The 24,285-nt window shown below is 71.4% G+C and carries 17 protein-coding genes and 1 pseudogene; 15 read left to right on the forward strand and 3 right to left on the reverse strand.

Annotation, left to right across the window (positions count from 1 at the left end):
- Window positions 1–187: 187 nt before the first annotated feature.
- From rimP to ACWD3I_RS28840, 9 genes are all read left to right on the forward strand, one after another.
- Entirely contained in the window at window positions 188–685 is a 498-nt protein-coding gene (gene rimP / locus ACWD3I_RS28800) for a ribosome maturation factor RimP (protein ID WP_266887332.1), read from the forward strand.
- 2 nt (window positions 686–687) lie between these two features.
- Window positions 688–1,674 carry a transcription termination factor NusA gene (gene nusA / locus ACWD3I_RS28805; protein WP_266821405.1) on the forward strand — a complete coding sequence of 329 codons (987 nt, stop codon included), beginning with the start codon at window positions 688–690 and terminating at the stop codon, window positions 1,672–1,674.
- A gap of 115 nt (window positions 1,675–1,789) precedes the next feature.
- On the forward strand, window positions 1,790–2,071 hold the full coding sequence (locus tag ACWD3I_RS28810; RefSeq protein WP_095046730.1) for a YlxR family protein: 282 nt from the start codon (window positions 1,790–1,792) through the stop codon (window positions 2,069–2,071).
- A gap of 163 nt (window positions 2,072–2,234) precedes the next feature.
- Window positions 2,235–5,384, forward strand: a complete 3,150-nt coding sequence (gene infB, locus ACWD3I_RS28815) for a translation initiation factor IF-2 (RefSeq protein ID WP_365398093.1) — start codon at window positions 2,235–2,237, stop codon at window positions 5,382–5,384.
- Between the two features lie 136 nt (window positions 5,385–5,520).
- A complete protein-coding gene (locus ACWD3I_RS28820; protein ID WP_079313067.1) occupies window positions 5,521–5,814 on the forward strand; it encodes a DUF503 domain-containing protein in 294 nt (97 codons plus the stop codon).
- Between the two features lie 47 nt (window positions 5,815–5,861).
- On the forward strand, window positions 5,862–6,308 hold the full coding sequence (gene rbfA, locus ACWD3I_RS28825; RefSeq protein ID WP_046261084.1) for a 30S ribosome-binding factor RbfA: 447 nt from the start codon (window positions 5,862–5,864) through the stop codon (window positions 6,306–6,308).
- Window positions 6,305–7,210: a tRNA pseudouridine(55) synthase TruB gene (gene truB, locus ACWD3I_RS28830; RefSeq protein ID WP_365398098.1), complete on the forward strand. Its 906-nt coding sequence runs from the start codon at window positions 6,305–6,307 to the stop codon at window positions 7,208–7,210. The genes rbfA and truB overlap by 4 nt, the downstream gene beginning before the upstream one ends.
- 245 nt (window positions 7,211–7,455) lie before the next feature.
- Complete coding sequence (locus tag ACWD3I_RS28835) at window positions 7,456–11,079, forward strand: trypsin-like peptidase domain-containing protein (RefSeq protein ID WP_365398101.1); 3,624 nt, start codon at window positions 7,456–7,458, stop codon at window positions 11,077–11,079.
- Between the two features lie 133 nt (window positions 11,080–11,212).
- Window positions 11,213–12,160: a bifunctional riboflavin kinase/FAD synthetase gene (locus tag ACWD3I_RS28840; protein WP_365398104.1), complete on the forward strand. Its 948-nt coding sequence runs from the start codon at window positions 11,213–11,215 to the stop codon at window positions 12,158–12,160.
- Between the two features lie 74 nt (window positions 12,161–12,234).
- Here ACWD3I_RS28840 and ACWD3I_RS28845 read toward each other — a convergent pair whose 3' ends face one another.
- Window positions 12,235–15,462 carry a MinD/ParA family ATP-binding protein gene (locus ACWD3I_RS28845; RefSeq protein ID WP_365398131.1) on the reverse strand — a complete coding sequence of 1,076 codons (3,228 nt, stop codon included), beginning with the start codon at window positions 15,460–15,462 and terminating at the stop codon, window positions 12,235–12,237.
- A gap of 615 nt (window positions 15,463–16,077) precedes the next feature.
- Window positions 16,078–16,158 (reverse strand): annotated as a pseudogene (locus tag ACWD3I_RS28850) (SCO5717 family growth-regulating ATPase); the annotation flags it as partial.
- A 495-nt stretch (window positions 16,159–16,653) separates the two neighbouring features.
- On the opposite strand from ACWD3I_RS28850, the gene ACWD3I_RS28855 reads away from it, so the two are divergent.
- A complete protein-coding gene (locus tag ACWD3I_RS28855; protein WP_365398107.1) occupies window positions 16,654–18,153 on the forward strand; it encodes an outer membrane protein assembly factor BamB family protein in 1,500 nt (499 codons plus the stop codon).
- A gap of 43 nt (window positions 18,154–18,196) precedes the next feature.
- Here ACWD3I_RS28855 and ACWD3I_RS28860 read toward each other — a convergent pair whose 3' ends face one another.
- A complete protein-coding gene (locus tag ACWD3I_RS28860; RefSeq protein ID WP_365398109.1) occupies window positions 18,197–18,478 on the reverse strand; it encodes a DUF397 domain-containing protein in 282 nt (93 codons plus the stop codon).
- 272 nt (window positions 18,479–18,750) lie between these two features.
- Here ACWD3I_RS28860 and rpsO point away from each other — a divergent pair, with 272 nt between their 5' ends.
- The 5 genes from rpsO to ACWD3I_RS28885 all read left to right on the forward strand — a co-directional run bounded on the left by rpsO (window position 18,751) and on the right by ACWD3I_RS28885 (window position 24,193).
- Complete coding sequence (rpsO, locus tag ACWD3I_RS28865) at window positions 18,751–19,038, forward strand: 30S ribosomal protein S15 (RefSeq protein ID WP_046263478.1); 288 nt, start codon at window positions 18,751–18,753, stop codon at window positions 19,036–19,038.
- Between the two features lie 309 nt (window positions 19,039–19,347).
- A complete protein-coding gene (locus ACWD3I_RS28870; RefSeq protein ID WP_365398113.1) occupies window positions 19,348–21,564 on the forward strand; it encodes a polyribonucleotide nucleotidyltransferase in 2,217 nt (738 codons plus the stop codon).
- The gene (locus tag ACWD3I_RS28875) at window positions 21,561–22,940 is read left to right on the forward strand and encodes a M16 family metallopeptidase (protein WP_365398119.1); all 1,380 of its coding nucleotides are present in this window, start codon (window positions 21,561–21,563) and stop codon (window positions 22,938–22,940) included. Before ACWD3I_RS28870 ends, ACWD3I_RS28875 begins: the two co-directional genes overlap by 4 nt.
- 48 nt (window positions 22,941–22,988) lie before the next feature.
- Window positions 22,989–23,741, forward strand: coding sequence for a 4-hydroxy-tetrahydrodipicolinate reductase (dapB, locus tag ACWD3I_RS28880; RefSeq protein WP_365398122.1), 753 nt, complete (start codon window positions 22,989–22,991; stop codon window positions 23,739–23,741).
- Window positions 23,741–24,193: a tetratricopeptide repeat protein gene (locus ACWD3I_RS28885; protein ID WP_365398125.1), complete on the forward strand. Its 453-nt coding sequence runs from the start codon at window positions 23,741–23,743 to the stop codon at window positions 24,191–24,193. Before dapB ends, ACWD3I_RS28885 begins: the two co-directional genes overlap by 1 nt.
- The last annotated feature ends 92 nt before the right edge of the window (window positions 24,194–24,285 follow it).

A 24,285-nucleotide genomic window follows, 5' to 3' on the forward strand; every position in this document is an offset into this window, starting at 1 on the left:
ACACATGGGCGGGAAGGCGGCCCGCCGGTGATCACGGTACCCGCGCCCCGGTCCACAACCCCTCATCGGCACCGTTGCGGACCCCCGGTCGTCGCACGGTGGACGGCAACACACCTTTGGAGCGGATACCCTTTGACCAGACACGCGACCTACCCACAACAGCACACGCGGCCGAGGAGTCACCCGGATGAGCACCACCCAGAGCGAGAGGCTGCGAGAGCTCCTGGAACCGCTCGTCAGCTCCCAGGGTCTGGATCTGGAAGAGATCTCAGTGGACTCCGTAGGACGGAAGCGGGTGCTCAGCGTCGTCGTCGACTCCGACACCGGGGCGGACCTGGACCAGATCGCCGATGTGAGCCGCGCGCTCTCGGCGAAGCTCGACGAGACGAACGCGATGGGCGAGGGCGAGTACACCCTCGAGGTCGGCACCCCGGGCGCGGAGCGCCCTCTGAAGGAGCACCGGCACTATGTGCGCGCCGTGGACCGGCTGGTGAAGTTCCAGCTGACCGAGGGCGGCGAAGTGGTCGCACGGATCCTTGAGGTCGACGACGAGGGTCTGGACGTCGAGGTGCCCGGAGTCAAGGGCCGCAAGGCCACCAGCCGCAGACTCGCCTTCTCCGACATCGACAAGGCGCGCGTGCAGGTCGAGTTCAACCGCAAGGACAAGAAGGAAGAGGAGGCGTAGCCGTGGACATCGACATGAGTGCCCTGCGGGGCTTGGTACGGGAGAAGGAGATCTCCTTCCCCCTGCTGGTCGAGGCGATCGAGTCGGCCCTCCTCATCGCCTACCACCGCACCGAGGGAAGCCGCCGCCACGCGCGCGTGGAGCTCAACCGGGAAACCGGCCACGTGACGGTGTGGGCGAAGGAGGACCCCGAGGACCTCGAGGAGGGCCAGGAGGCCCGCGAGTTCGACGACACCCCGTCCGGCTTCGGTCGTATCGCCGCCACCACCGCCAAGCAGGTCATCCTGCAGCGGCTGCGCGACGCCGAGGACGACGCGACGCTCGGCGAGTACGCCGGCCGTGAGGGCGACATCGTCATGGGCGTGGTCCAGCAGGGCCGCGACCCGAAGAACGTGCTCGTCGACATCGGCAAGCTGGAGGCCATCCTGCCGGTGCAGGAGCAGGTCCCCGGTGAGACGTACCCGCACGGCATGCGGCTCCGGTCGTATGTCGTACGCGTGGCGAGGGGTGTGCGCGGTCCGTCCGTCACGCTGTCGCGCACACATCCCAATCTGGTGAAGAAGCTCTTCGCCCTGGAGGTGCCGGAGATCGCCGACGGTTCGGTGGAGATCGCCGCCATCGCGCGTGAGGCCGGTCACCGGACGAAGATCGCCGTACGGTCCACCCGTTCCGGACTGAACGCCAAGGGTGCCTGCATCGGCCCCATGGGCGGGCGGGTGCGCAACGTCATGGGTGAGCTGAACGGCGAGAAGATCGACATCGTCGACTGGTCGGACGACCCGGCCGAGATGGTGGCGAACGCGCTCTCCCCGGCCCGGGTCTCCAAGGTGGAGGTCGTCGACCTCGCGGCCCGCTCCGCGCGCGTGACGGTGCCGGACTACCAGCTGTCGCTGGCGATCGGCAAGGAAGGGCAGAATGCCCGGCTTGCGGCTCGTCTGACCGGCTGGCGGATCGACATCCGCCCGGACATCGAACAGCCGAGCGAATAGGTCCCGGATCACGATCGGGAATAGATCTCGGCCCGCTGGGGCTGAGATCACGACAAACAACCGTTCGATCCCTGCCCCAAAGGGGTGAGGTCGCTACGGGGAGGTAGACTTAGCAGTGTCTGGCCGGACGCACGCCCGCGCATGCCCTGAACGCACCTGTGTGGGGTGCAGGCAGCGAGCGGCCAAGACCGATCTGCTGCGTACCGTGGCGATCAAGGACGCATGCGTCCCCGATCCTCGCGGTACGCTGCCCGGCCGGGGCGCTTATGTGCACCCCGCCCTGGTCTGTCTCGACCAGGCGGTACGCCGCCGGGCGTTCACGCGGGCGCTTCGCGCCCCGGGAGCGCTCGACGTAAAGGCGTTGCGCCAGTACGTCGAGCAGACAGACAGTTGCTGAGCAGGCAACACCGCAAGGAGCGTCGCACGGAACCCCCGTGCGGCCCTGGTACCCCGCGAGTTGGAAGTAGGTCGAGATTGCGATGAGCACTCGATGAGCACGCGATGAGTACGCCCATGAAGTAGCGACGGTCCGGACGCAACCCGGACCTAAAAGGAGCGAAGTGGCTAAGGTCCGGGTATACGAACTCGCCAAGGAGTTCGGGGTTGAGAGCAAGGTCGTCATGGCCAAGCTCCAAGAACTCGGTGAATTCGTCCGTTCGGCGTCTTCGACCATCGAAGCGCCCGTCGTCCGTAAATTGACGGACGCCCTTCAGCAGGGCAACGGAGGCGGCAAGCCCGCCCCCGCCCGCAAGGCTGCCCCGGCAAAGCCGGGCGCCCCCTCTCCGGCGCAGGCTGCCCGTCCGGCCGCCCCGCGCCCGCCGGCCCCCAAGCCGGCCGTTGCCGAGACGCCCGCGGCTCCCGCCGCGCCGGCCGCTCCCGGCCCCCGTCCCACCCCGGGCCCGAAGCCCGCGCCGCGCCCCGCGCCGGCGTCCCCGGCTCCGACCACGCCCGAGTTCACGGCACCCCCGTCGGCCCCGGCCCCGGCCACGCCGCCGGCCTCCCAGGGCTCCAGTGCGCGTCCGGGCGCCCCGCGTCCGGCCGGCCAGCAGGCGCCGCGTCCGGGTGCTCCCCGTCCCGCCGGTGGTCCCGGTCAGGGCGGCCAGGGTCGTGACCGTGGCGACCGCGGTGACCGTCCGGGCGCCCCGCGTCCGGGTGGCCAGGCGTCGCGTCCCGGTGCCCGTCCGGCCGGTCCCCGTCCGGGCAACAACCCCTTCACCTCTGGTGGCTCCACCGGCATGGCGCGCCCGCAGGCGCCCCGTCCGGGCGGCGCCCCGCGTCCCGGTGGCCAGGGTGGCCCCGGTGACCGTCCCGGCGGCGCCCCGCGTCCGCAGGGCCAGGACCGTGGTCCCCGTCCCCAGGGCGCGGCGGGCGGTGCCCGTCCGCAGGCTCCGGGCGGCGCTCGTCCCTCCCCGGGCGGTATGCCCCGTCCGCAGGGCGGCGCTCCGCGTCCCGGCGGCGGCCCGCGTCCGAACCCCGGCATGATGCCGCAGCGTCCGGCTGCCGGCCCGCGTCCCGGTGGCGGTGGCCCCGGCGGCCGCGGTCCCGGTGGTGGCGGCGGCGGTCGTCCCGGTGGTGGCGGCGGCGGTCGTCCGGGTGGCGGCGGCGGCTTCGCCGGTCGTCCCGGCGGTCCCGGTGGCGGCGGCGGCGGTTTCGCCGGTCGTCCCGGCGGTCCCGGTGGCGGCGGCGGCGGTTTCGCCGGTCGTCCGGGTGGCCCCGGTGGTCCCGGCGGCGGTGGCCGTCCCGGCTTCGGCGGTCGTCCGGGTGGCCCCGGTGGCCGTGGTGGCACACAGGGCGCCTTCGGTCGTCCCGGCGGTCCCGCGCGTCGTGGTCGCAAGTCGAAGCGGCAGAGGCGCCAGGAGTACGAGGCCATGCAGGCCCCGTCGGTCGGCGGCGTGATGCTGCCTCGCGGCAACGGACAGTCCGTCCGCCTGTCGCGCGGTGCGTCGCTCACCGACTTCGCCGAGAAGATCGGCGCCAACCCGGCGTCGCTCGTCGGCGTGATGATGAACCTCGGCGAGATGGTCACTGCCACGCAGTCCGTCTCCGACGAGACGCTGAAGCTCCTCGCGGACGAGATGAACTTCATCCTCGAGATCGTCAGCCCGGAGGAGGAGGACCGCGAGCTTCTCGAGTCCTTCGACATCGAGTTCGGCGAGGACGAGGGTGGCGAGGAGTTCCTCGTCGCGCGTCCGCCGGTCGTGACCGTCATGGGTCACGTCGACCACGGTAAGACCCGCCTTCTCGACACCATCCGCAAGACGAACGTCGTCGCGGGCGAGGCCGGCGGTATCACGCAGCACATCGGTGCGTACCAGGTCGCGACCGAGGTCAACGGCGAAGAGCGCAGGATCACCTTCATCGACACCCCGGGTCACGAGGCGTTCACCGCCATGCGTGCCCGTGGTGCCAAGTCGACCGACATCGCGATCCTCGTGGTGGCGGCCAACGACGGTGTGATGCCCCAGACGATCGAGGCGCTGAACCACGCCAAGGCGGCCGACGTGCCGATCGTGGTCGCGGTCAACAAGATCGACGTCGAGGGCGCGGACCCGACCAAGGTGCGCGGTCAGCTCACCGAGTTCGGTCTGGTGGCCGAGGAGTACGGCGGCGACACCATGTTCGTCGACATCTCCGCCAAGCAGGGCCTCAACATCGAGAGCCTGCTGGAGGCCGTGGTCCTCACCGCGGACGCCTCGCTCGACCTGCGGGCCAACCCGGAGCAGGACGCGCAGGGTATTGCGATCGAGTCCCACCTCGACCGCGGCCGCGGTGCCGTCTCCACGGTCCTGGTCCAGCGCGGCACGCTGCGCATCGGCGACACGATGGTGGTCGGCGACGCGTACGGCCGTGTCCGGGCGATGCTCGACGACAACGGCAACAACGTCGAGGAAGCGGGTCCGTCGACCCCCGTCCTGGTCCTGGGTCTCACCAACGTCCCGGGTGCCGGCGACAACTTCCTGGTCGTCGACGAGGACCGCACGGCACGTCAGATCGCCGAGAAGCGCGCGGCGCGCGAGCGCAACGCCAACTTCGCCCGGCGTGGAGTCCGGTTCTCCCTGGAGAACCTGGACGAGGCCCTCAAGGCCGGTCTGGTGCAGGAACTCAACCTCATCATCAAGGGCGACGCGTCCGGTTCGGTGGAGGCTCTCGAGTCCTCGCTGCTCCAGCTCGACGTCGGCGACGAGGTCGACATCCGTGTCCTGCACCGCGGTGTGGGTGCGGTCACCGAGTCCGACATCAACCTGGCGACCGGCTCCGACGCCATCGTCATCGGCTTCAACGTCCGCGCTGCGGGCCGCGCGGCGCAGATGGCGGAGCGCGAGGGCGTCGACGTCCGGTACTACTCGGTGATCTACCAGGCCATCGAGGAGATCGAGGCGGCCCTCAAGGGCATGCTCAAGCCGGAGTACGAGGAGGTCGAGCTCGGTACGGCGGAGATCCGCGAGGTCTTCAAGTCGTCCAAGCTGGGCAACATCGCCGGTGTCCTGGTCCGCTCGGGCGAGGTCAAGCGCAACACGAAGGCTCGACTCGTCCGCGACGGCAAGGTCATCGCGGAGAACCTCAACATCTCCGGTCTGCGTCGCTTCAAGGACGACGTCACCGAGCTCCGCGAAGGGTTCGAGGGCGGTATCAACCTCGGCAACTTCAACGACATCAAGATCGACGACGTCATCGCGACGTACGAGATGCGCGAGAAGCCGCGCGGCTGATTGTCGTAGCACGCGATCGGGGCCGATCGGCGGACGTAATATCCGTCGATCGGCCCCGGCCGTTGCGTGTACGGTTCCTGTATCGGCGTCGACGCGGCGCCCATACCCCGAACCGGCGGGACATCCGGACACACACATGTATGTGGGGACTCTGTCCTTCGATCTGCTCCTCGGCGACGTTCACTCGCTCAAGGAGAAACGCTCTCTCGTCCGTCCGATCGTGGCCGAGCTCCAGCGCAAGTACGCGGTGAGCGCGGCGGAGACGGGCAACCAGGACCTCCATCGCAGGGCCGAGATCGGGCTGGCGATGGTCTCCGGGGACACCGGACACCTCACCGACGTACTGGACCGCTGTGAGCGACTGGTCGCCGGGCGGCCCGAGGTGGAACTGCTCTCGGTTCGACGCAGACTCCACAGCGACGAAGACTGAAGCGACGAAGACTCAGCAAGAAGCAAGACACTTAAGGAGACGGACCAGTGGCCGACAACGCGCGGGCGAAGAGGCTGGCGGACCTCATCCGAGAGGTGGTGGCCCAGAAGCTGCAGCGCGGGATCAAGGACCCGCGGCTCGGCTCGCACGTCACCATCACGGACACCCGTGTCACGGGTGACCTCCGGGAGGCGACCGTCTTCTACACGGTGTACGGGGACGACGAGGAGCGCGCGGCCGCGGCCGCCGGTCTGGAGAGCGCCAAGGGCGTGCTGCGTTCCGCGGTGGGTGCGGCGGCCGGTGTGAAGTTCACGCCGACGCTGACCTTCATGGCGGACGCGCTTCCGGACACCGCCAAGACCATCGAGGACCTCCTCGACAAGGCGCGCCAGTCCGACGAGAAGGTGCGCGAGGTCTCGGCCGGTGCCGCCTACGCCGGTGAGGCGGACCCGTACAAGAAGCCGGGTGAAGACGAGGACGACACCGCCGAATGACACAGAAGAACCAGACGCCCGACGGGCTTGTCATCGTCGACAAGCCGTCGGGCTTCACTTCGCACGACGTGGTCGCCAAGATGCGCGGGATCGCGAAGACCCGCCGCGTCGGACATGCCGGCACCCTCGACCCGATGGCGACCGGTGTGCTCGTCCTCGGTGTCGAGAAGGCGACCAAGCTCCTCGGGCACCTCGCGCTCACCGAGAAGGAGTACCTGGGCACGATCCGCCTGGGCCAGACGACCCTGACCGATGACGCCGAGGGCGAGACCACGGCTTCGACAGACGCCTCGAAGGTCACCCGGGACGCCATCGACGCGGGGATCGCCAAGCTGAGCGGCGACATCATGCAGGTGCCCTCCAAGGTCAGCGCCATCAAGATCGACGGTGTGCGCTCCTACAAGCGGGCGCGTGAGGGCGAGGAGTTCGAGATCCCCGCCCGGCCCGTGAAGATCTCGTCCTTCGCGGTGTACGACGTCCGGGACGCCGTCGCCGAGGACGGCACGCCCGTCCAGGACCTGGTGGTCTCGGTGGTCTGCTCGTCCGGTACGTACATCCGGGCGCTGGCCCGGGACCTGGGCGCGGACCTGGGCGTGGGCGGCCACCTCACCGCGCTGCGGCGCACACGGGTCGGCCCGTACAAGCTGGACGCGGCCAGGACCCTGGAGCAGCACCAGCAGGAGCTCACGGTGATGCCGATCGCCGAGGCGGCCGCGGCCGCGTTCCCGCGCTGGGACGTGGACGAGAGGCGGGCCCGGCTGCTCACCAACGGCGTACGCCTGGAGATGCCCGACGAGTACACGGGGCGCGGCACCATCGCCGTCTTCGCCCCCGAGGGCCGACTGCTGGCCCTCGTGGAGGAGCAGAAGGGCAAGGCGAAGAGCCTCGCCGTCTTCGGCTAGGGCCTGTCCCAGGACGCTCCGCCCGTGGAGCGGCGGTCACGGAGTTGTCCGCCGCTCCACGGTCCCCCCTCGGTTCCCCCACCCCTAGGGTGTATCCACCGACCCCCTCCCATTCACCCGTGCGGGCAGGCGCTCGGAGTGAAGCGGGGGAGCGGATGGGGGCGCGTTCACCGCGCGATCTGTCCCGCCGATCACCTGGTGCCTACCGTCGAAGACAGGGCAGGGCACGGCGGGGAGGTTCGACCATGGCGGGACGGGGCCCGCGGACCGCGGGCGGCCGCCGACGCGCGGGTGAGAGTGAGCACTCCGCGTCCTGCGGCGCGACTTCCGGGCCGGGACACGCACGCGACGAATCCCTGGTGCGGATCCACGACCTTGCCGGCCGCCCCCGGGGCACCGGCTTCGTGGCCGACCACCACGGCACCGTGATCACCAGCCACGAGGCCGTGGACGGACTGCCGAGGCTTCTGCTCTACGCCGCCGAGGACCGCCACTGCGTGGTGACCGCCGACGCGGTGACCGCGCTGCCCGAGCTGAACCTGGCCCTCGTACGGACCGAGGGTCTCGGCGTCGAACCGCTCCCCGTCACCGTGCGGGACCGGATCGGGACCGGTGCCTATGTGCGGATCGCCGCCGGGTGCTGGCGTGAGGCGAGGGTGCTCGGTGCGGCCGCCGTGACGTACACGGCGACGGATCGCTTCCATCTCCTGGACGGCGCACTGGAGTTGGCGATCGGCACGGCCGGGCGGGACGCGCTGCGGCTGGGCGGTGGCGCGGCCGGCGGGCCGGTGCTCGACGCCGCGACGGGTGCGGTGGTCGGCGTCCTCGGCACCGCGCTGCAGGGCGGCGGCCGGGACGCCGGGTTCGCGGTACCCCTGCTCCCGGCACCGCCAGGCCCCCTCGCCGAGCTCCTCGCCGAGAACGCGGCGACCGTCCCCGCGTACGGCGTGGACCTCAACCTCGCGGGCGTACTCGAACTGACGGCGACATCGGTGGGTCAGGACGGCCCACCGGGTGCGCTCGCGGGCTACGTCGGCCGGGCGAGCACCGGCACCCCCGGATCGGTGACACCGGTCCAACGGGCGGCCGCGGCAACGGAGTTCGAGGCCTTCACCGACGGCCCGGCCGCCGTCCTCGCCCTCGTCGGCGCACCCGGCAGCGGCCGTACGACAGAACTCGCGTCCCTCGCCGCCCGCCGCAACCGGGGTGCCCGACCCGCCCCGACGCTGTGGCTGCGGGGCGCCGACCTGAGGGACGACGACACCTCGGTCGCGGACGCGGCACGCAGGGCGCTGACCCGGGCGGCACGGATCGTCGCCGCGTCGCGCTCGGTGCAGGTCGAGGATCTGGGTGACGTGACCCCTGAGCGTCTGGCCCGGCTCGCCCACACCGACGGCCGCTCCCTGCTCCTCCTCCTCGACGGCCCCGAGGAGATGCCACCCGTCCTGGCCCACCGCCTCGCGGACTGGACCGACGGGACGGCGACATGGCTGGGGGAGACGAGGGCACGACTGGTGGTGGCGTGCCGGGAGGAGTACTGGGAGCGGGCGGGGGAGGGGTTTCCGGGAGGAGTGCTGCACAGTCCGCAGGCTCAGCCGCTTTCAGCCCGTCCGGCGTTGGAGGACGAGGCCGTCGAGGCCGAAGGGGGGTCTGGGGGCGCGGCCCTCAGGGAGAGGACGGGCAAGGGCGGAGGGGGCGAGAAACCGCCCTGCGTGCACCTCGCGGACCTGCACGAGGACGAAGCCCGCCGAGCCCGAGCCCGCTACGGCATCCCCGAGGACGCCCTCACGGACCCCGACGCCCGCCACCCCCTCACCCTGCGCCTCCTCTCCGAGGTCCGAGCCGCCCTCCCCGACACCGACACGCCCGCCACCTCCGGCACCCGCGCAGACCGCCACGACGTCTTCACCGCCCACCTCGACCTGATGTGCCTCCGCATCGCCGTCCGCCTCGCCGCCGAGAACGGCCTGCGCGGCACCGCCGTACGCCGCCTCGCCGCAAAGGTCTCCGGACAGGTGCACGAGGCCGCCCGCCGCAGCCTCGGCCCGGGCCAGGGCGAACTGGACCGCGAGTCGTTCGAGGCGGTGTTCCCCTGGGGCCAGGCCTCCGCCCGGCTCGGCGGCGGCACCGGCTGGGCCTCCGCGGTCCTCACCGAGGGCCTCCTGGTCCCCGCCGGCAACGGCTACCGCTTCGCCCACGAGGAACTCGCCGACTGGATCCAGGGCATGCACCTCGACCTGGACGAGGCCCTGCGCGCCCTGGTCCACCGCCACAGCCCGCACCCCTTCCCGGTGCCGCACCACCGCATCGGCCCGGTCGTCCAGGCCCTGCTCCTCCAGTCCCGCCAGCACGGCACCCCCCGACTCGCCCTCCGCCTGGAGGAGTTGGTCCAAGCCCTGGACGCCGACCCCGACTCCTGGTGGGCGGCCCGTCTTCTCACCGAGTCCCTGCTCCGGGTACCCGACGCGACGCCGTACACGGGCGTACTGCGCCTGCTCGCGGACCGCGTGGTGGACTGGCGGCGCCAAGGACGCGACCAGGGGCACGAACAACACCCCGTCCGAGCCACCGAGTTCGCCCCCGACTTCTGGCTGGCCCTCCCCCTCCCCGCGATCACCCTCTTCGACCTGCTGCGCCGTCTCGTCCTCGCCGACGGCCCCGCGCACGACACCGCCCCCCGTTTCCTGGACGCGGCCTCCGGGCTGCTCGCCGCCGACCCCACCGCCGTAGCACCGCATCTGACCCGCTGGTTCGACGACGAGCGCCCGCTGCCCGCCACCCCGCACGCGACCGTCGCGAAGGCCGCGCAGGCGCTGTTGCACACCCATCGGCAGCTGGCCCTCGACGACCTCACCGAGGTGCTCGTCGACTGCGCGCACCGACGGGCCGACGAACTGCTCGCCGTGTTCGCGGAGGACGAGCCGTCGGCGGTGTGCCGGGCCGTGGACCGATGGGCGCACGACGAACGCCCTGACCGGCGGGTCGCGGCGGTGGCGTACGGCCTGCGCGCCGCCCCGCACGTGAGGACGGAGGCCGACCGCGAGCTGCTGCGCTACGCCGCCCTCAGCCTGCTGGCCCGCCCCGCCGACTGCACCCTGCACGGCGGCGCGCTCGCCCTCCTCGTCCGCGATCCACGCACGCGTGCCCGCCATCTCCCGCAGGCCCTCGGCCACTTCATGGCCGGCGACCCGCAGTTCCCGCCGAGCGCGCTGGTCGCCGCCCTGGCCACCCACCCGGAGCCGGTACTCGACGCCTTCCGCGCCCGGCTGCGCCGCCCCGGCGCCGGAGCGGCCCTGCGCACCCTCGCCGACGTCACCACGCCCACCCAGGCCCGCCGGATCGCCGTGCTCGTGCGGGAGGCGGTGGAGCAGCGCCCGGAGACCGCGGTGGACATGGCCGCGTACGTCGACCGGCGCCTCGACCAGGGGCCGGGGGCGCGGGCGGTACTCCTCCCTCTGGTCACCGGCCTGCTGGACGGCGGCTCGGAGGAGGTGCGGGCCGCCCTCGCCGCCGTACTGGCGACCCCCGGCGCCCCCGCCTCCCGCCCGCTCCGTAGAGAACTGCTCGAATTCCTGCTGAGCCACGAGCAGGCGCCCGCCGTCCTGGACGCCCTGCTGCGTGCCGCCGCCCGACACCCCGACGACGGTCTGCGCGAACTCGTCCACCGCACCGGCCTCCTCCTCGTCCGCACCCCGGAGGGCGCGGCCCGTTTCGACCGTGGCCTCGTCGATCTCGGCCGTCGGACGCCGGGTTTCGCCACGCAGGTGGCGGGCTGGCTGACCGATGCTCCGCAGCAGTGGGCGGCGGTGGTCGGCCCCAGTACCCGCCGGATGATCGAGAACCTGGCGGGCGTACGCGTCCCCGCCTGACCCTCCCGTCCTACGTGCGTCGAGTCACAGCACCCATGCCGATGCGGGCCGGAGCGACGCGGCATGGCACCCTTAGACCTGCGTAAGAGATAAGCCGTACATACGGACACAGGTTCGACGAGGAGCGGTCACAGTGCAGCGCTGGCGTGGCTTGGAGGACATCCCCGAGGACTGGGGACGCAGCGTCGTCACCATCGGCTCCTACGACGGAGTCCACCGCGGACACCAGCTGATCATCCGGCATGCCGTGGAACGCGCCCGTGAGCTGGGCGTTCCCGCCGTCGTCGTCACCTTCGACCCGCACCCCAGCGAGGTCGTCCGCCCCGGCAGCCACCCGCCTCTGCTGGCCCCGCACCACCGTCGCGCCGAGCTGATGGCGGAGCTGGGCGTGGACGCGATCCTCATCCTGCCCTTCACGACGGAGTTCTCGAAGCTCTCGCCGGCCGAGTTCGTCGTCAAGGTCCTGGTCGACAAGCTGCACGCCAAGGCGGTCGTCGAGGGCCCCAACTTCCGCTTCGGCCACAAGGCCGCGGGGAACGTGGAGTTCCTCGCCGAGCAGGGCAAGACGTACGACTTCGAGGTCGAGGTCATCGACCTGTTCGTGTCCGGCGAGGCGGGCGGCGGCGAGCCGTTCTCCTCCACGCTCACCCGCCGCCTGGTCGCCGCCGGCGACGTCGAGGGCACCCACGAGATCCTGGGCCGCCCGCACCGCGTCGAGGGCGTGGTCGTCCGAGGCGCGCAGCGCGGTCGCGAGCTGGGCTTCCCCACGGCCAACGTCGAGACCCTCCCGCACACCGCCATCCCCGCCGACGGCGTCTACGCCGGCTGGCTGCACGCCCAGGGCGAGGCGATGCCGGCCGCGATCTCCGTCGGCACCAACCCGCAGTTCGACGGCACCGAGCGCACGGTCGAGGCCTACGCCATCGATCGGGTCGGCCTCGACCTCTACGGCCTGCACGTCGCCGTCGACTTCCTCGCATATGTACGCGGCCAGGCGAAGTTCGAGTCCCTGGACGCGCTGCTGGTGCAGATGGCCGAGGACGTCAAGAAGTGCCGGGAGCTGATTTCGGCGGCCGAGTAGCCGCTCTGTTCGGTCCTACGACGCCGAAGGGCGGCCGGTGCTGGTGAGCACCGGCCGCCCTTCGTTTGTGCGGGCTACTGCTGCGGGGGCGCCGGCGGGTACGGCTGCCCGGGCTGTCCCTGCTGCGGGTAGGGCTGGCCGGGCTGCTGGGCCTGCTGCGGGTACGGCTGACCCTGCTGCGGATAGGGCTGGCCCGGCTGCGGGGCGTACGGGTGCCCCGGCTGCTGAGGCTGCTGCGGGTACGGCTGCCCCGGCATGGGCTGGCCCGGCATCGGCGGAGCCGCCACCGGGGGCGGGTTGCCGTCGCTGGTCCACAGGCCGTGCATCTGCTGGTGGCGTACGAAGTCCTCGGCGACCATCGCCGCGAGGTTGAAGTACGACTCCCGCACCTTCGGCCGCATCATGTCGAGGTCGACCTCGGCACCGGCCGCGAGGTGTTCGTCGAAGGGCACCACGATGACACCGCGGCAGCGCGTCTCGAAGTGGCTGACGATGTCGTCCACCTTGATCATCTTGCCGGTCTCGCGGACACCCGAGATGACGGTGAGGGACCTCGACACGAGATCCGCGTATCCGTGCGCCGACAGCCAGTCCAGCGTCGTACTGGCGCTGCTCGCACCGTCCACGGACGGCGTCGAGATGATGATGAGTTGGTCGGCGAGGTCGAGCACACCGCGCATGGCGGAGTAGAGCAGGCCGGTACCGGAGTCCGTCAGGATCACCGGGTACTGCTTGCCCAGCACATCGAGGGCCCGCCGGTAGTCCTCGTCGTTGAAGGCCGTGGACACGGCCGGGTCGACGTCGTTGGCGATGATCTCGAGCCCGGACGGCGCCTGGGAGGTGAACCGGCGGATGTCCATGTACGAGTTGAGGTACGGGATCGCCTGGACGAGGTCACGGATGGTGGCCCCGGTCTCCCGCCGCACCCGGCGGCCGAGGGTTCCGGCGTCCGGGTTGGCGTCGATGGCGAGGATCTTGTCCTGCCGCTCGGTGGCGAGGGTCGAGCCGAGGGCGGTGGTGGTCGTGGTCTTGCCGACGCCGCCCTTGAGGCTGATGACCGCGATGCGGTAACAGGACAGCACGGGCGTGCGGATCAGCTCCAACTTCCGCTGCCGCTCGGCCTCTTCCTTCTTCCCGCCGATCTTGAACCGGGAGGGCTGCGCGGTGGGACGGCCGCTCTTCGCCTTCTGCTTCTTGTTGTTCAGCAGCCGGTCCGAGGACAGTTCCACGGCAGCGGTGTAACCGAGCGGCGCCGCACCGGGGTTGGTCATCTGCCGCTGGTCGTGCTGCATGGGCTGCGGCCAGGCGGTACCGGTGCGCGGGTCGATGGGGGGCTGCGGGGCCTGCGGCGCGAAGCCCTGTGGAGCGGCTGCCGGGGGCTGGCCGTCGGGCTGGGCCTGTCCCTGCGGTACGCCCGGCTGAGGGTGAGGCTGGCCATCCTGCTGCGCGGGCGGCTGCGGGAAGCCGTAGCCGCCGGGGGCGGGTGCCTGCGGGGCGTTCGGAGCACCGGGGTGCGGGAAGCCGTAGCCGGCCTGGGCGTTGGGGGCGGGGGCCGGGGCGCCGGGCTGCGGGAAGCCGTAACCGGCCTGCGGGTTGGGCGCGGTGGGTTGCGGGGTGCCGGGCGCTGGTTGGGCGTGCGGGGCTGAGGGGGTGCCGGCCGGGGGTTGTCCCTGCTGGGGGAAGCCGTAGCCCGCCTGAGGGTTGGGTGCGGGCGCTCCGCCGGGCTGCGGGAAGCCGTAACCGGCTGCTGCGGGGGGCGCGGCGGTTTGCGGGGTGCCGGGTGCGGGCGCCGGTTGGGCGTGCGGGGCTGAGGGAGCGCCGGCCGGGGGCTGTCCCTGCTGGGGGAAGCCGTAGCCGCCTTGGTCGTTGGGGACCGGGGGCTGGGGAGGGGTCGCCTGGGCAGTGCCGGGTTGCGGGAAGCCGTAGCCGGCCTGCGGGTTGGGTGCGGGGGCTCCGCCGGGTTGCGGGAAGCCGTAGCCGCCTTGGGCGTTGGGGGCCGGGGGCTGGGGAGGGGTCGGCTGGGCAGTGCCGGGGTGCGGGAAGCCGTAACCGTCCTGCGGGCCGGGGGTGGCGGGCGGCTGTTGGGCCGCCGGGGGCGCTGGCGGCTGGTTCCAGGCGGCGGGCGCGGGCTGCGGGGCCTGCGGCTGGAAGGGCGGCTGCTGCTGCGGTACGGGCGGGTGGGCCTGGGCGGCCGTCGGCTGCGGGGCGGGCGCCGCCGGGGCCGGCTGCTGGGCCTGTGCCGGCCACTGGGCCGCCGGGGCGGGAGCGGCGGGCTGGTACGACGGCGGCAGCGGCGGCATTCCGGCCTGCGGCGTCGGCGGGGGAGTCCAGGCGGGGGGTGCGTCCTGCGGGGCGCTGTCCTGGGGCGTGCTGTCCTCGGGCGTGGCGTCTGCGGGGGCGGCGGAGTCCTCGGGCTCGGCGTCAGCCGGTACGGCGTCGGCGGGCTCGGGGCTCGTGGGTACGGCGTCGATGGGCTCCGCGGTCGCGGGTGCGGCGTCCTCCGGCTCGGCCTCGGCAGGCGCCGCGTCCGAGGGCTCCGTGTCCGAGAGCTCCGCGTCCTCCGGCTCGGCGTCGGCGTCGGCGTCCTGAAGCGTGGCCTCCTCCGCCTCGCTCTCCTCGTCGGGACCGGCATCCTCCGGCTCGGTCACCGCGGGCTCCGGGTCCTCCACGTCGGCGTCGGTGTCCTCGGACAGTGAGGTGTCGTCCGCTGCGGGCTCCGTGTCCTCGGCGGTGACCTCCTCAGAGGCGCCCGGGAACGCCAGGACGTCGGCGTCCGTGTCGTCCTCCTCGGTCGTCCCGTCCGCCTCCGTGACGTCCTCGGCAGCCGGTTCGACCGCTTCGGCGAGGTCGTCGGCAGCCTCGTCCACCGCATCGGCACCCACGGCGTCCGCCTCGGCATCCACCGACGGTTCCACGACGACATCCTCGGCGGAGTCGTCGGCAACGGGTTCGTCGGCAACGGAGGCATCGGCACCGTCCGCCTCCTCGGCCACCGCTGCGCGCTCCGCGATCTCCCGCTTCAGCGAGGCCGCGGAGAACCGCATCGTGGCGCCGCTCTCCAGGTCACCGTTCCCGGACTCCGGCTCCTCGTCCGCCGCCGCGGGGGCGGGGGCCGGCGGAGCCGCGGGCGCGGGGAGAGTGAAGCTCGTCGGGGGCGCGGCGGGCGGCGTCACCGGGGCGGAGTCGGATTCCGCGGCGGCCGGCGGAGTCACGGGCGTGGGCAGGGCGAAGCTCGACGGGGACGACGCGGGCGGTGCCTCCGGAGCGCCCCACTGGGACTGGAACCCCGGAATGTTCGGCACGGCCGTCGGCGACCCGGCATCCGGGGCCGGCGACTCGGGCTGCGAAGGCTGCGGCGGCTGCGCGGCCTGCGAAGGCTGCGGCTCGAACCCGCTCCCCGCCGGAAGCCCGGGCACCGCACCCGGCCCCTCGTTCGACGGCGCGGGCGGCTGGAACGGCGCACCGGGAGCCGGAGCCGGCGGCGTGAACGGGGCCCCGGGACCCGAAGACGGCGGCGCCGGAGGCGTGAAAGGCGCCCCCGGACCAGCGGCGGGCGGAGTGAAAGGAGCACCGGGACCCGGCGCGGGCGGCGTGAAGGGAGCGCCCGGACCAGGCGCCGGAGGCGTGAACGGAGCCCCGGGCCCCGGAGCGGCACCCTGAGGACGCGAGTGCGCGGGAGGCGTCAGCCCCGGCAGCGAGGAAGCGGACCAGTCCACGGGAGAGGGCGCGGCACCGGGCGTACCCGAAGCCGGCGAACCGGCCCCGGCCGAACCCGTCGTACCGGATGAACCGGACGGCCCACCCGTACCTGACGATCCGGCCGTACCCGACGCGTTCCCTCCGTCGCCCGAACCCCCCGAAGCGTTCTGCGTGTACCAGGCGGGCGGCGCGTAGTCGATGGTGAACTCGCCCGTCATCTCGCTGGCGGACTCCGCGTCGGGCTGGTCATCGCCGGGTGTGGCCCAGCCCCCGCGGATCCCGTCCCGATCGCTGCTCACAATTCCTCCTGATGTGGTCGAGCACCCTCATACCGTGCTAGGGGCGACCTGTTCTTGTCGTCTTCTCGTCGTCCGAAGTCGTTCGAGGTCGTCCGATCCACCGGCTCTCCCCCTGAGATATCGACGCCCGGTCCACGGGTTCTGGCGTCGCCCCCGGTACCAGCCTAATCACCACAAGCCCCACCCCGGCAGGCCCGTCCACCCACGAGCGCTCGTCCACCGCGTCACAACCTGCCCAGAAGTGGCCTACACAGCTTTCGCATTAGTGACGAAAAAGGGCGATGTTCGTGAACGCCCCGAACACAAACGGAAGGTGACGGGAGGCGGGCGGGCGCCTTCCCGAAGCGCCTTACCGGGCAGGGCTGTTGGGGGCGGTGGCGGTCCACCCCGATCTCCGTCCGAAAGCGGCCGACGGGCATAGTAGGGCCGATCCGATCATCGAAACGGTCATCGATCCGGTCACCATCCCGCCAGAAACAGAAGGGGCTCGTTCGCGTGAGCTTCGGCCCGCCTCCCTCGATCTACACCCAATCCGCACTCTCGGCCGACACCGCCCGCAGGCGCCGCCGCCGTACGACACTGCTGGGTGCCGTGGCGATCGTGGCGGCGGTCGCGCTGGGCGGAGGCGGCTGGCTCCTCGCGTCCGGGGACGACGGCGCACCCGCCGGCGCCGAGCAGGCCGTCGCGCAGAGCCCGGACGACATCAGGGAGACGACCGAGACGGTCCCCGCCTCGCCCGAGGGCCGGATGATGATCGAGCACGACGAGGAGAACCTCCCCAAGGCCAACGACGCCGACCCCCGCTACGCGCCCGGCACCTGGGCCACCGACAAGGTCATGGTCAAGGGCGTCGCGAGCCGTCTCGAGGGCTACAACATCGCCCTCGACGCCGACGAGAAGGCCTGGAGCCTCAAGCTGGACGGCCATATCTGCGCCACCAGCCGACACGTCACCGCGGACGGCCGTACCGCCGTAGTCATCCAGCCTCCGCGGCCCAAGGGCTCGGAGAAGGACGGCGTCTGCGACCAGGTGGTCTTCTTCGACCTCGACACCGGCAAGAAGCTCTGGCAGAAGAAGATGCCCGCGGCGAACTCCGCCTACGTCACCAACACCAACCTCACGCTCACGAAGGGCGTCGTCGCCGTGGCCTGGGGGCAGGGCTCCGTGGCGTACGACATGAAGTCCGGCAAGCAGCTGTGGAACAGCAGCCTCGGCTCCAAGTGCCAGGACAAGGCTTTCGCCGGCGGCCGCGCCCTGCTGTCCCTGCTCAGCTGCGGATCACTGCCCGACGTCACCTTCCAGGTGCAGAAGCTGGACCCGCGCACGGGCAAGGTGCGGTGGACGTACCGGGTCGCCGGCGGGGTCCAGACCGTCTACCTGCCGTCGTCCGATCCGCCGGTGCTCGCCGTCGCGGCGGGGGACAGCGAGGTGACCGACCTCATCTCGCTCGACAGCGCGGGCAAGCGCCGTACGACCATCGCGCTGAACGGCTACGACGCGAAGTGTGGCGAGCGGTACTTCGGACTGTCGTTCTTCGGCGAGTACGAGGCCTGCGACGGCGTGGTCGTCGGACGCGACCAGGCCTTCGTCACCAGCAAGGAGAACATCGCCACCAACCAGCCGTCGGACTGGATCGTGGCGTTCGACCTGGCGACGGGCAAGACGGCCGGCAAGTTCGACGGGCGCGAGCTGCAGAAGGTCTACCCGCTGCGGATGAGCGGCGACGACCTCCTGGTCTACCGGTGCGGTGCGGGCGCCGTCGCCCCGGCCGCCGTGGTGCGCTGGAACCCGAGGACGGACAAGGAGACCCCACTTCTCCTCTTCACGCTCCCGGAGGACGACGACGGCGAGCTCAGCGACCCGGAGCAGTCGGACATCCTCTACGAACAGGGCCGGGTCTTCTTCGGGAAGCGGGAACTGGTCCCCGACGACAAGTACCCGACCGACCCGGTGCTGATGGCGCTCGCCGTCGGGGGCGCCGGACTGAAGCACTGAGAGAGCGAAGAGGGGCGGCACGCGTGCGTGCCGCCCCGCACCGTCACTCCGCCTCTTGCGGCGCCGGCTCGATGTCGAACTCCCCGTCCCGCGCGCCCAGCACGAACGCCCGCCACTCCGCCTCCGTGTACCGCAGCACGGTGTCCGGTTCCAGCGAGGACCGCATGGCCACGGCACCCTCGGGCAGGTACGCGATCTCGACCCGCTCCTCGTGCCCCTCGGTACCCGGCGCGCTGTGCCACTCGACGCCGGAGATGTCGAGTGCGTAGAGCTCGTCCCGCTCCCGCTCCTTGCGCGCCTTGATCTCCTCTGCCGTCTCCGCCATGTCCCGGCGACCCCTTCCCGACGTCGTACGACCACGATCCGAGCGCTCACCCTAGTGGCCCCCTGCGCCCCATCAGGGTGCTTCAGGAACCGGGGCGAAGGCCCCCACCTTTGCCTGGTACCCTGAGTGACGGCCGTTCGTGTACGCACCCCCGGAGCCCTTGGCCCTGGAGGCCGCGCCCAGCGGATCCCCGCCTCCCGAGTAACGGAAGCTCCCCCGAGACATAGACCGGGGGCACTCGGTGGCCATTTTCAGACTACGAGGAGTTTCGAGTGCCGCTCGATGCCGCAGTGAAGAAGCAGCTCATCGCCGAGTTCGGTCAGAAGGAAGGCGACACCGGCTCCCCCGAGGTCCAGGTCGCCATGCTCTCGCGCCGGATCTCGGACCTGACCGAGCACCTCAAGACCCACAAGCACGACCACCACTCCCGCCGTGGTCTGCTGATCCTGGTCGGTCAGCGCCGCCGCCTTCTCCAGTACCTGGCGAAGAAGGACATCCAGCGCTTCCGCGCGCTGGTCGACCGCCTCGGCATCCGCCGCGGTGCGGCGGGCGCCAAGTAAGACGTCATGAGGGAGCGGTTCCCGAAACGAGTCGGGGGCCGCTCCCTTTGCCGTACGTGCGGAAACGTGCGGAGTGTCATACCTGCTTTGTAGTGTGGTAGCGCAACGTAGTACCACGCAGCACCATGCAGTATCACGAGGAGAAGTGCACCTCGCCGCCGCCGGTCCTCGGTAGTGGCTCCCGGGCAATGCGAACCCGGGTGCTTCGATCGAAGACCGGCCCGCAACAGACGGCGCGCTTCTCCGACCACGTCCCCCCGCCACACGGGCGGATCGGGACAAAAGACGAAAAGTAATGGAGAAACGCTAGTGGAGAACGAGACCCACTACGCCGAGGCCGTCATCGACAACGGCTCCTTCGGCACCCGCACCATCCGCTTCGAGACGGGCCGCCTGGCCAAGCAGGCCGCCGGCTCCGCCGTGGCGTACCTGGACGACGACACCATGGTGCTGTCGGCCACCACCGCCTCCAAGAACCCCAAGGAAAACCTCGACTTCTTCCCCCTCACGGTGGACGTCGAGGAGCGGATGTACGCCGCCGGCAAGATCCCCGGCAGCTTCTTCCGCCGTGAGGGCCGTCCCTCCGAGGACGCCATCCTCACCTGTCGCCTCATCGACCGTCCGCTGCGCCCGTCCTTCAAGAAGGGCCTGCGCAACGAGATCCAGGTCGTCGCCACGATCATGGCGCTCAACCCCGACCACCTGTACGACGTCGTGGCGATCAACGCCGCCTCCGCGTCCACCCAGCTGGCCGGTCTGCCCTTCTCCGGCCCGATCGGCGGCGTCCGCGTCGCGCTGATCAACGGCCAGTGGGTCGCGTTCCCGACGCACACCGAGCTCGAGGACGCCGTCTTCGACATGGTCGTCGCCGGTCGCGTCCTGGAGGACGGCGACGTCGCGATCATGATGGTCGAGGCCGAGGCCACCGAGAAGACCATCCAGCTGGTCGCGGGCGGCGCCGAGGCGCCGACCGAGGAGGTCGTCGCCTCCGGTCTGGACGCCGCGAAGCCCTTCATCAAGGTGCTCTGCAAGGCCCAGGCCGACCTCGCCGCGAAGGCCGCCAAGCCGACCGGCGAGTTCCCGGTCTTCCTCGACTACCAGGACGACGTCCTGGAGGCGCTCGCCGCCGCCGTCCGCCCGGAGCTCGCCTCCGCGCTGACGATCGCGGGCAAGCAGGACCGCGAGGCCGAGCTGGACCGCGTCAAGGGTCTGGCCGCCGAGAAGCTCCTGCCGGAGTTCGAGGGCCGCGAGAAGGAGATCTCCGCCGCGTACCGCTCCCTGACCAAGCAGCTCGTCCGCGAGCGCGTGATCAAGGAGAAGAAGCGCATCGACGGCCGCGGGCTGACGGACATCCGTACGCTCGCCGCCGAGGTCGAGGCCATCCCGCGCGTGCACGGCTCCGCGGTGTTCGAGCGTGGCGAGACCCAGATCCTGGGCGTCACCACCCTCAACATGCTCCGTATGGAGCAGCAGCTGGACACCCTTTCCCCGGTGACCCGCAAGCGCTACATGCACAACTACAACTTCCCGCCGTACTCCGTCGGCGAGACCGGCCGCGTCGGCTCCCCGAAGCGCCGCGAGATCGGCCACGGCGCCCTCGCCGAGCGCGCCATCGTGCCGGTCCTGCCGACGCGCGAGGAGTTCCCCTACGCGATCCGTCAGGTGTCCGAGGCGCTGAGCTCGAACGGCTCGACGTCGATGGGCTCGGTCTGCGCCTCCACCATGTCGCTGCTGAACGCCGGTGTGCCCCTCAAGGCCCCCGTCGCCGGTATCGCCATGGGCCTGATCTCCCAGGAGATCAACGGCGAGACGCACTACGTCGCCCTCACCGACATCCTCGGTGCGGAGGACGCCTTCGGCGACATGGACTTCAAGGTCGCCGGCACCAAGGAGTTCGTGACCGCCCTCCAGCTGGACACCAAGCTGGACGGCATCCCGGCCTCCGTCCTGGCCGCGGCCCTCAAGCAGGCCCGTGACGCCCGCCTCCACATCCTCGACGTGATGATGGAAGCGATCGACACGCCGGACGAGATGTCCCCCAACGCCCCGCGGATCATCACCGTCAAGATCCCCGTGGACAAGATCGGTGAGGTCATCGGCCCGAAGGGCAAGATGATCAACCAGATCCAGGAGGACACCGGCGCCGACATCACGATCGAGGACGACGGCACCATCTACATCGGTGCCCAGCAGGGCTCGCAGGCCGAGGCCGCGCGCGCCACGATCAACTCGATCGCCAACCCGACCATGCCGGAGGTCGGCGAGCGCTACCTGGGTACGGTCGTCAAGACCACCACCTTCGGTGCGTTCGTGTCGCTGCTCCCGGGCAAGGACGGTCTGCTGCACATCTCGCAGATCCGCAAGCTCGCCGGCGGCAAGCGCGTGGAGAACGTCGAGGACGTCGTGGCCGTGGGCTCCAAGGTCCAGGTCGAGATCGCCGAGATCGACTCCCGCGGCAAGCTCTCCCTGATCCCGGTCATCGAGGGCGAAGAGAACGATGAGAAGAAGGACGACACCGACAAGTGACGTCGAGTAGCTCACCGGCGACGGCCCGCACCTCTTCGGAGGCGCGGGCCGTCGCCCGTACCCAAACCCTCGTCAAGGGCGCGAACGGCATCGGCACGGTCCGCAAGACCACCCTCCCGGGCGGCCTGCGCATCGTCACCGAGACGCTGCCCTCGGTCCGCTCCGCCACCTTCGGCATCTGGGCCCACGTCGGCTCCCGCGACGAGACCCCGGCCCTGAACGGCGCCACGCACTACCTGGAGCACCTGCTCTTCAAGGGCACCACGCGCAGGTCGGCGCTGGACATCTCCTCGGCGATCGACGCGGTCGGCGGCGAGATGAACGCGTTCACGGCGAAGGAGTACACGTGCTACTACGCGCGCGTGCTCGACACCGACCTGCCGCTCGCCATCGACGTCGTCTGCGACATGCTCACGGGCTCGCTGATCCTCGAGGACGACGTCAACGTCGAGCGGGGCGCGATCCTCGAAGAGATCGCCATGACCGAGGACGACCCGGGCGACTGCGTGCACGACCTGTTCGCGCACACCATGTTCGGCGACAACCCCCTCGGCCGCCCGGTCCTCGGCACGGTCGACACCGTCAACGCCCTCACCGCCGACCGCATCCGACGCTTCTACAAGAAGCACTACGACCCGACACACCTGGTCGTGGCGGCCGCGGGCAACATCGACCACAACACGGTCGTACGACAGGTCCGCGCGGCCTTCGAGAAGGCGGGCGCCCTCAAGAACACCGACGCCACGCCCATCGCCCCGCGCGAGGGCAAGCGGGCCCTGCGCACCGCGGGCCGCGTCGAGCTGCTCGGCCGCAAGACCGAGCAGGCGCACGTCGTCCTCGGCATGCCGGGCCTGGCCCGCACGGACGAGCGTCGCTGGTCGCTGGGCGTGCTGAACACCGCGCTGGGCGGCGGCATGTCCTCCCGGCTCTTCCAGGAGGTCCGCGAGAAGCGCGGCCTGGCCTACAGCGTGTACTCGTACACCTCGGGCTTCGCCGACTGCGGCCTGTTCGGCGTGTACGCGGGCTGCCGGCCCTCGCAGGTCCACGACGTGCTGAAGATCTGCCGCGACGAACTCGACCACGTCGCCGAGCACGGCCTGACCGATGACGAGATCGCCCGCGCCATCGGCCAGCTCCGCGGCTCCACCGTCCTCGGCCTGGAGGACACCGGTGCGCTCATGAACCGCATCGGCAAGAGTGAGCTGTGCTGGGGCGAGCAGATGTCCGTCGACGACATGCTGGCCCGGATAGCGTCGGTCACCCCGGACGACGTCCGCGCGGTCGCCCGCGACATCCTCGGACAGCGGCCCTCGTTGTCGGTCATCGGCCCGCTCAAGGACAAGCAGGCGTCGCGTCTGCACGAGGCCGTGGCCTAACCCAGTCCGAACTCCGAGACTCCGGAACCCGGTTAAGGAAGCAAGAAGATGAGCAAGCTGCGCGTGGCGGTCCTCGGTGCCAAGGGCCGGATCGGCTCCGAGGCGGTACGGGCCGTGGAGGCCGCCGAGGACATGGAGCTGGTCGCCGCCCTGAGCCGGGGCGACAAGCTGGAGACGCTGGCCGAGACGGGCGCCCAGGTCGCCGTCGAACTGACCACGCCCGACTCGGTGATGGCCAACCTCGAGTACTGCGTCGGCCACGGTATCCACGCCGTCGTCGGTACGACGGGCTGGACCGACGAGCGCCTTGCGCAGCTGAACGGCTGGCTGGCCGCCTCCCCGGAGACGGGCGTCCTCATCGCGCCCAACTTCTCCATCGGGGCCGTCCTGAACATGAAGTTCGCGCAGATCGCCGCGCCGTACTTCGAGTCGGTGGAGGTCGTCGAACTCCACCACCCGAAGAAGGTCGACGCCCCGAGCGGTACGGCCACGCGCACGGCCCAGCTCATCGCCTCGGCCCGCGCCGCGGCGGGCACGGCTCCGGCGCCGGACGCCACGGAGACGGGCCTGGACGGCGCGCGCGGCGCGGACGTCGACGGCGTCCCCGTCCACTCCGTCCGCCTCCGCGGTCTGCTGGCCCACCAGGAGGTTCTCCTGGGCGGCGAGGGCGAGACGCTGACCATCCGCCACGACTCGCTCCACCACAGCAGCTTCATGCCGGGCATCCTGCTGGGCGCCCGCCGCGTGGTCACCACTCCTGGCGTCACCTTCGGCCTGGAACACTTCCTGGACCTGAGCTGATGCGCGCCAAGCTGTCCTACGCCATAACGGCCGCCGTCCTGGTCTTCTACTTCGTCCTGGTCGGCAGCCGCGGCGTCATGCTCATCCAGACCGGCACGCTCCTCACCGTCACCTTCGGCGTGGCGGTGCTGATCCTGCCGGTCATCGGCGTGTGGTTCCTGTGGAAGAACACCCAGTTCGTCCGCAAGGCCAACCAGCTCGCCGCCGAACTCGACGCCGAGGGCGGCCTGCCCCTCGACGAGCTGCAGCGCACCCCCAGCGGCCGTATCGACCGTGACTCGGCCGACGAGGTCTTCGCCAAGCGCAAGGCCGAGACGGAAGCGTCGCCCGACGACTGGCGCAGCTGGTTCCGCCTCGCCGTCGCCTACCACGACGCCCGCGACACCCCGCGCGCCCGCAAGGCGATGCAGCGCGCGATCGCCCTGCACGAGGGAAGGCCGCTCCAGGCCTGACCGGCGTATACGGAAGGGGCCGGGCCACACCTGGCCGGTGCCGACGCAGGTCGGGCACACGCGCGGTGTGCCGTTCTTGTCGCCGGTGCCGG

Source organism: Streptomyces sp. NPDC002817 (genome assembly GCF_053592055.1).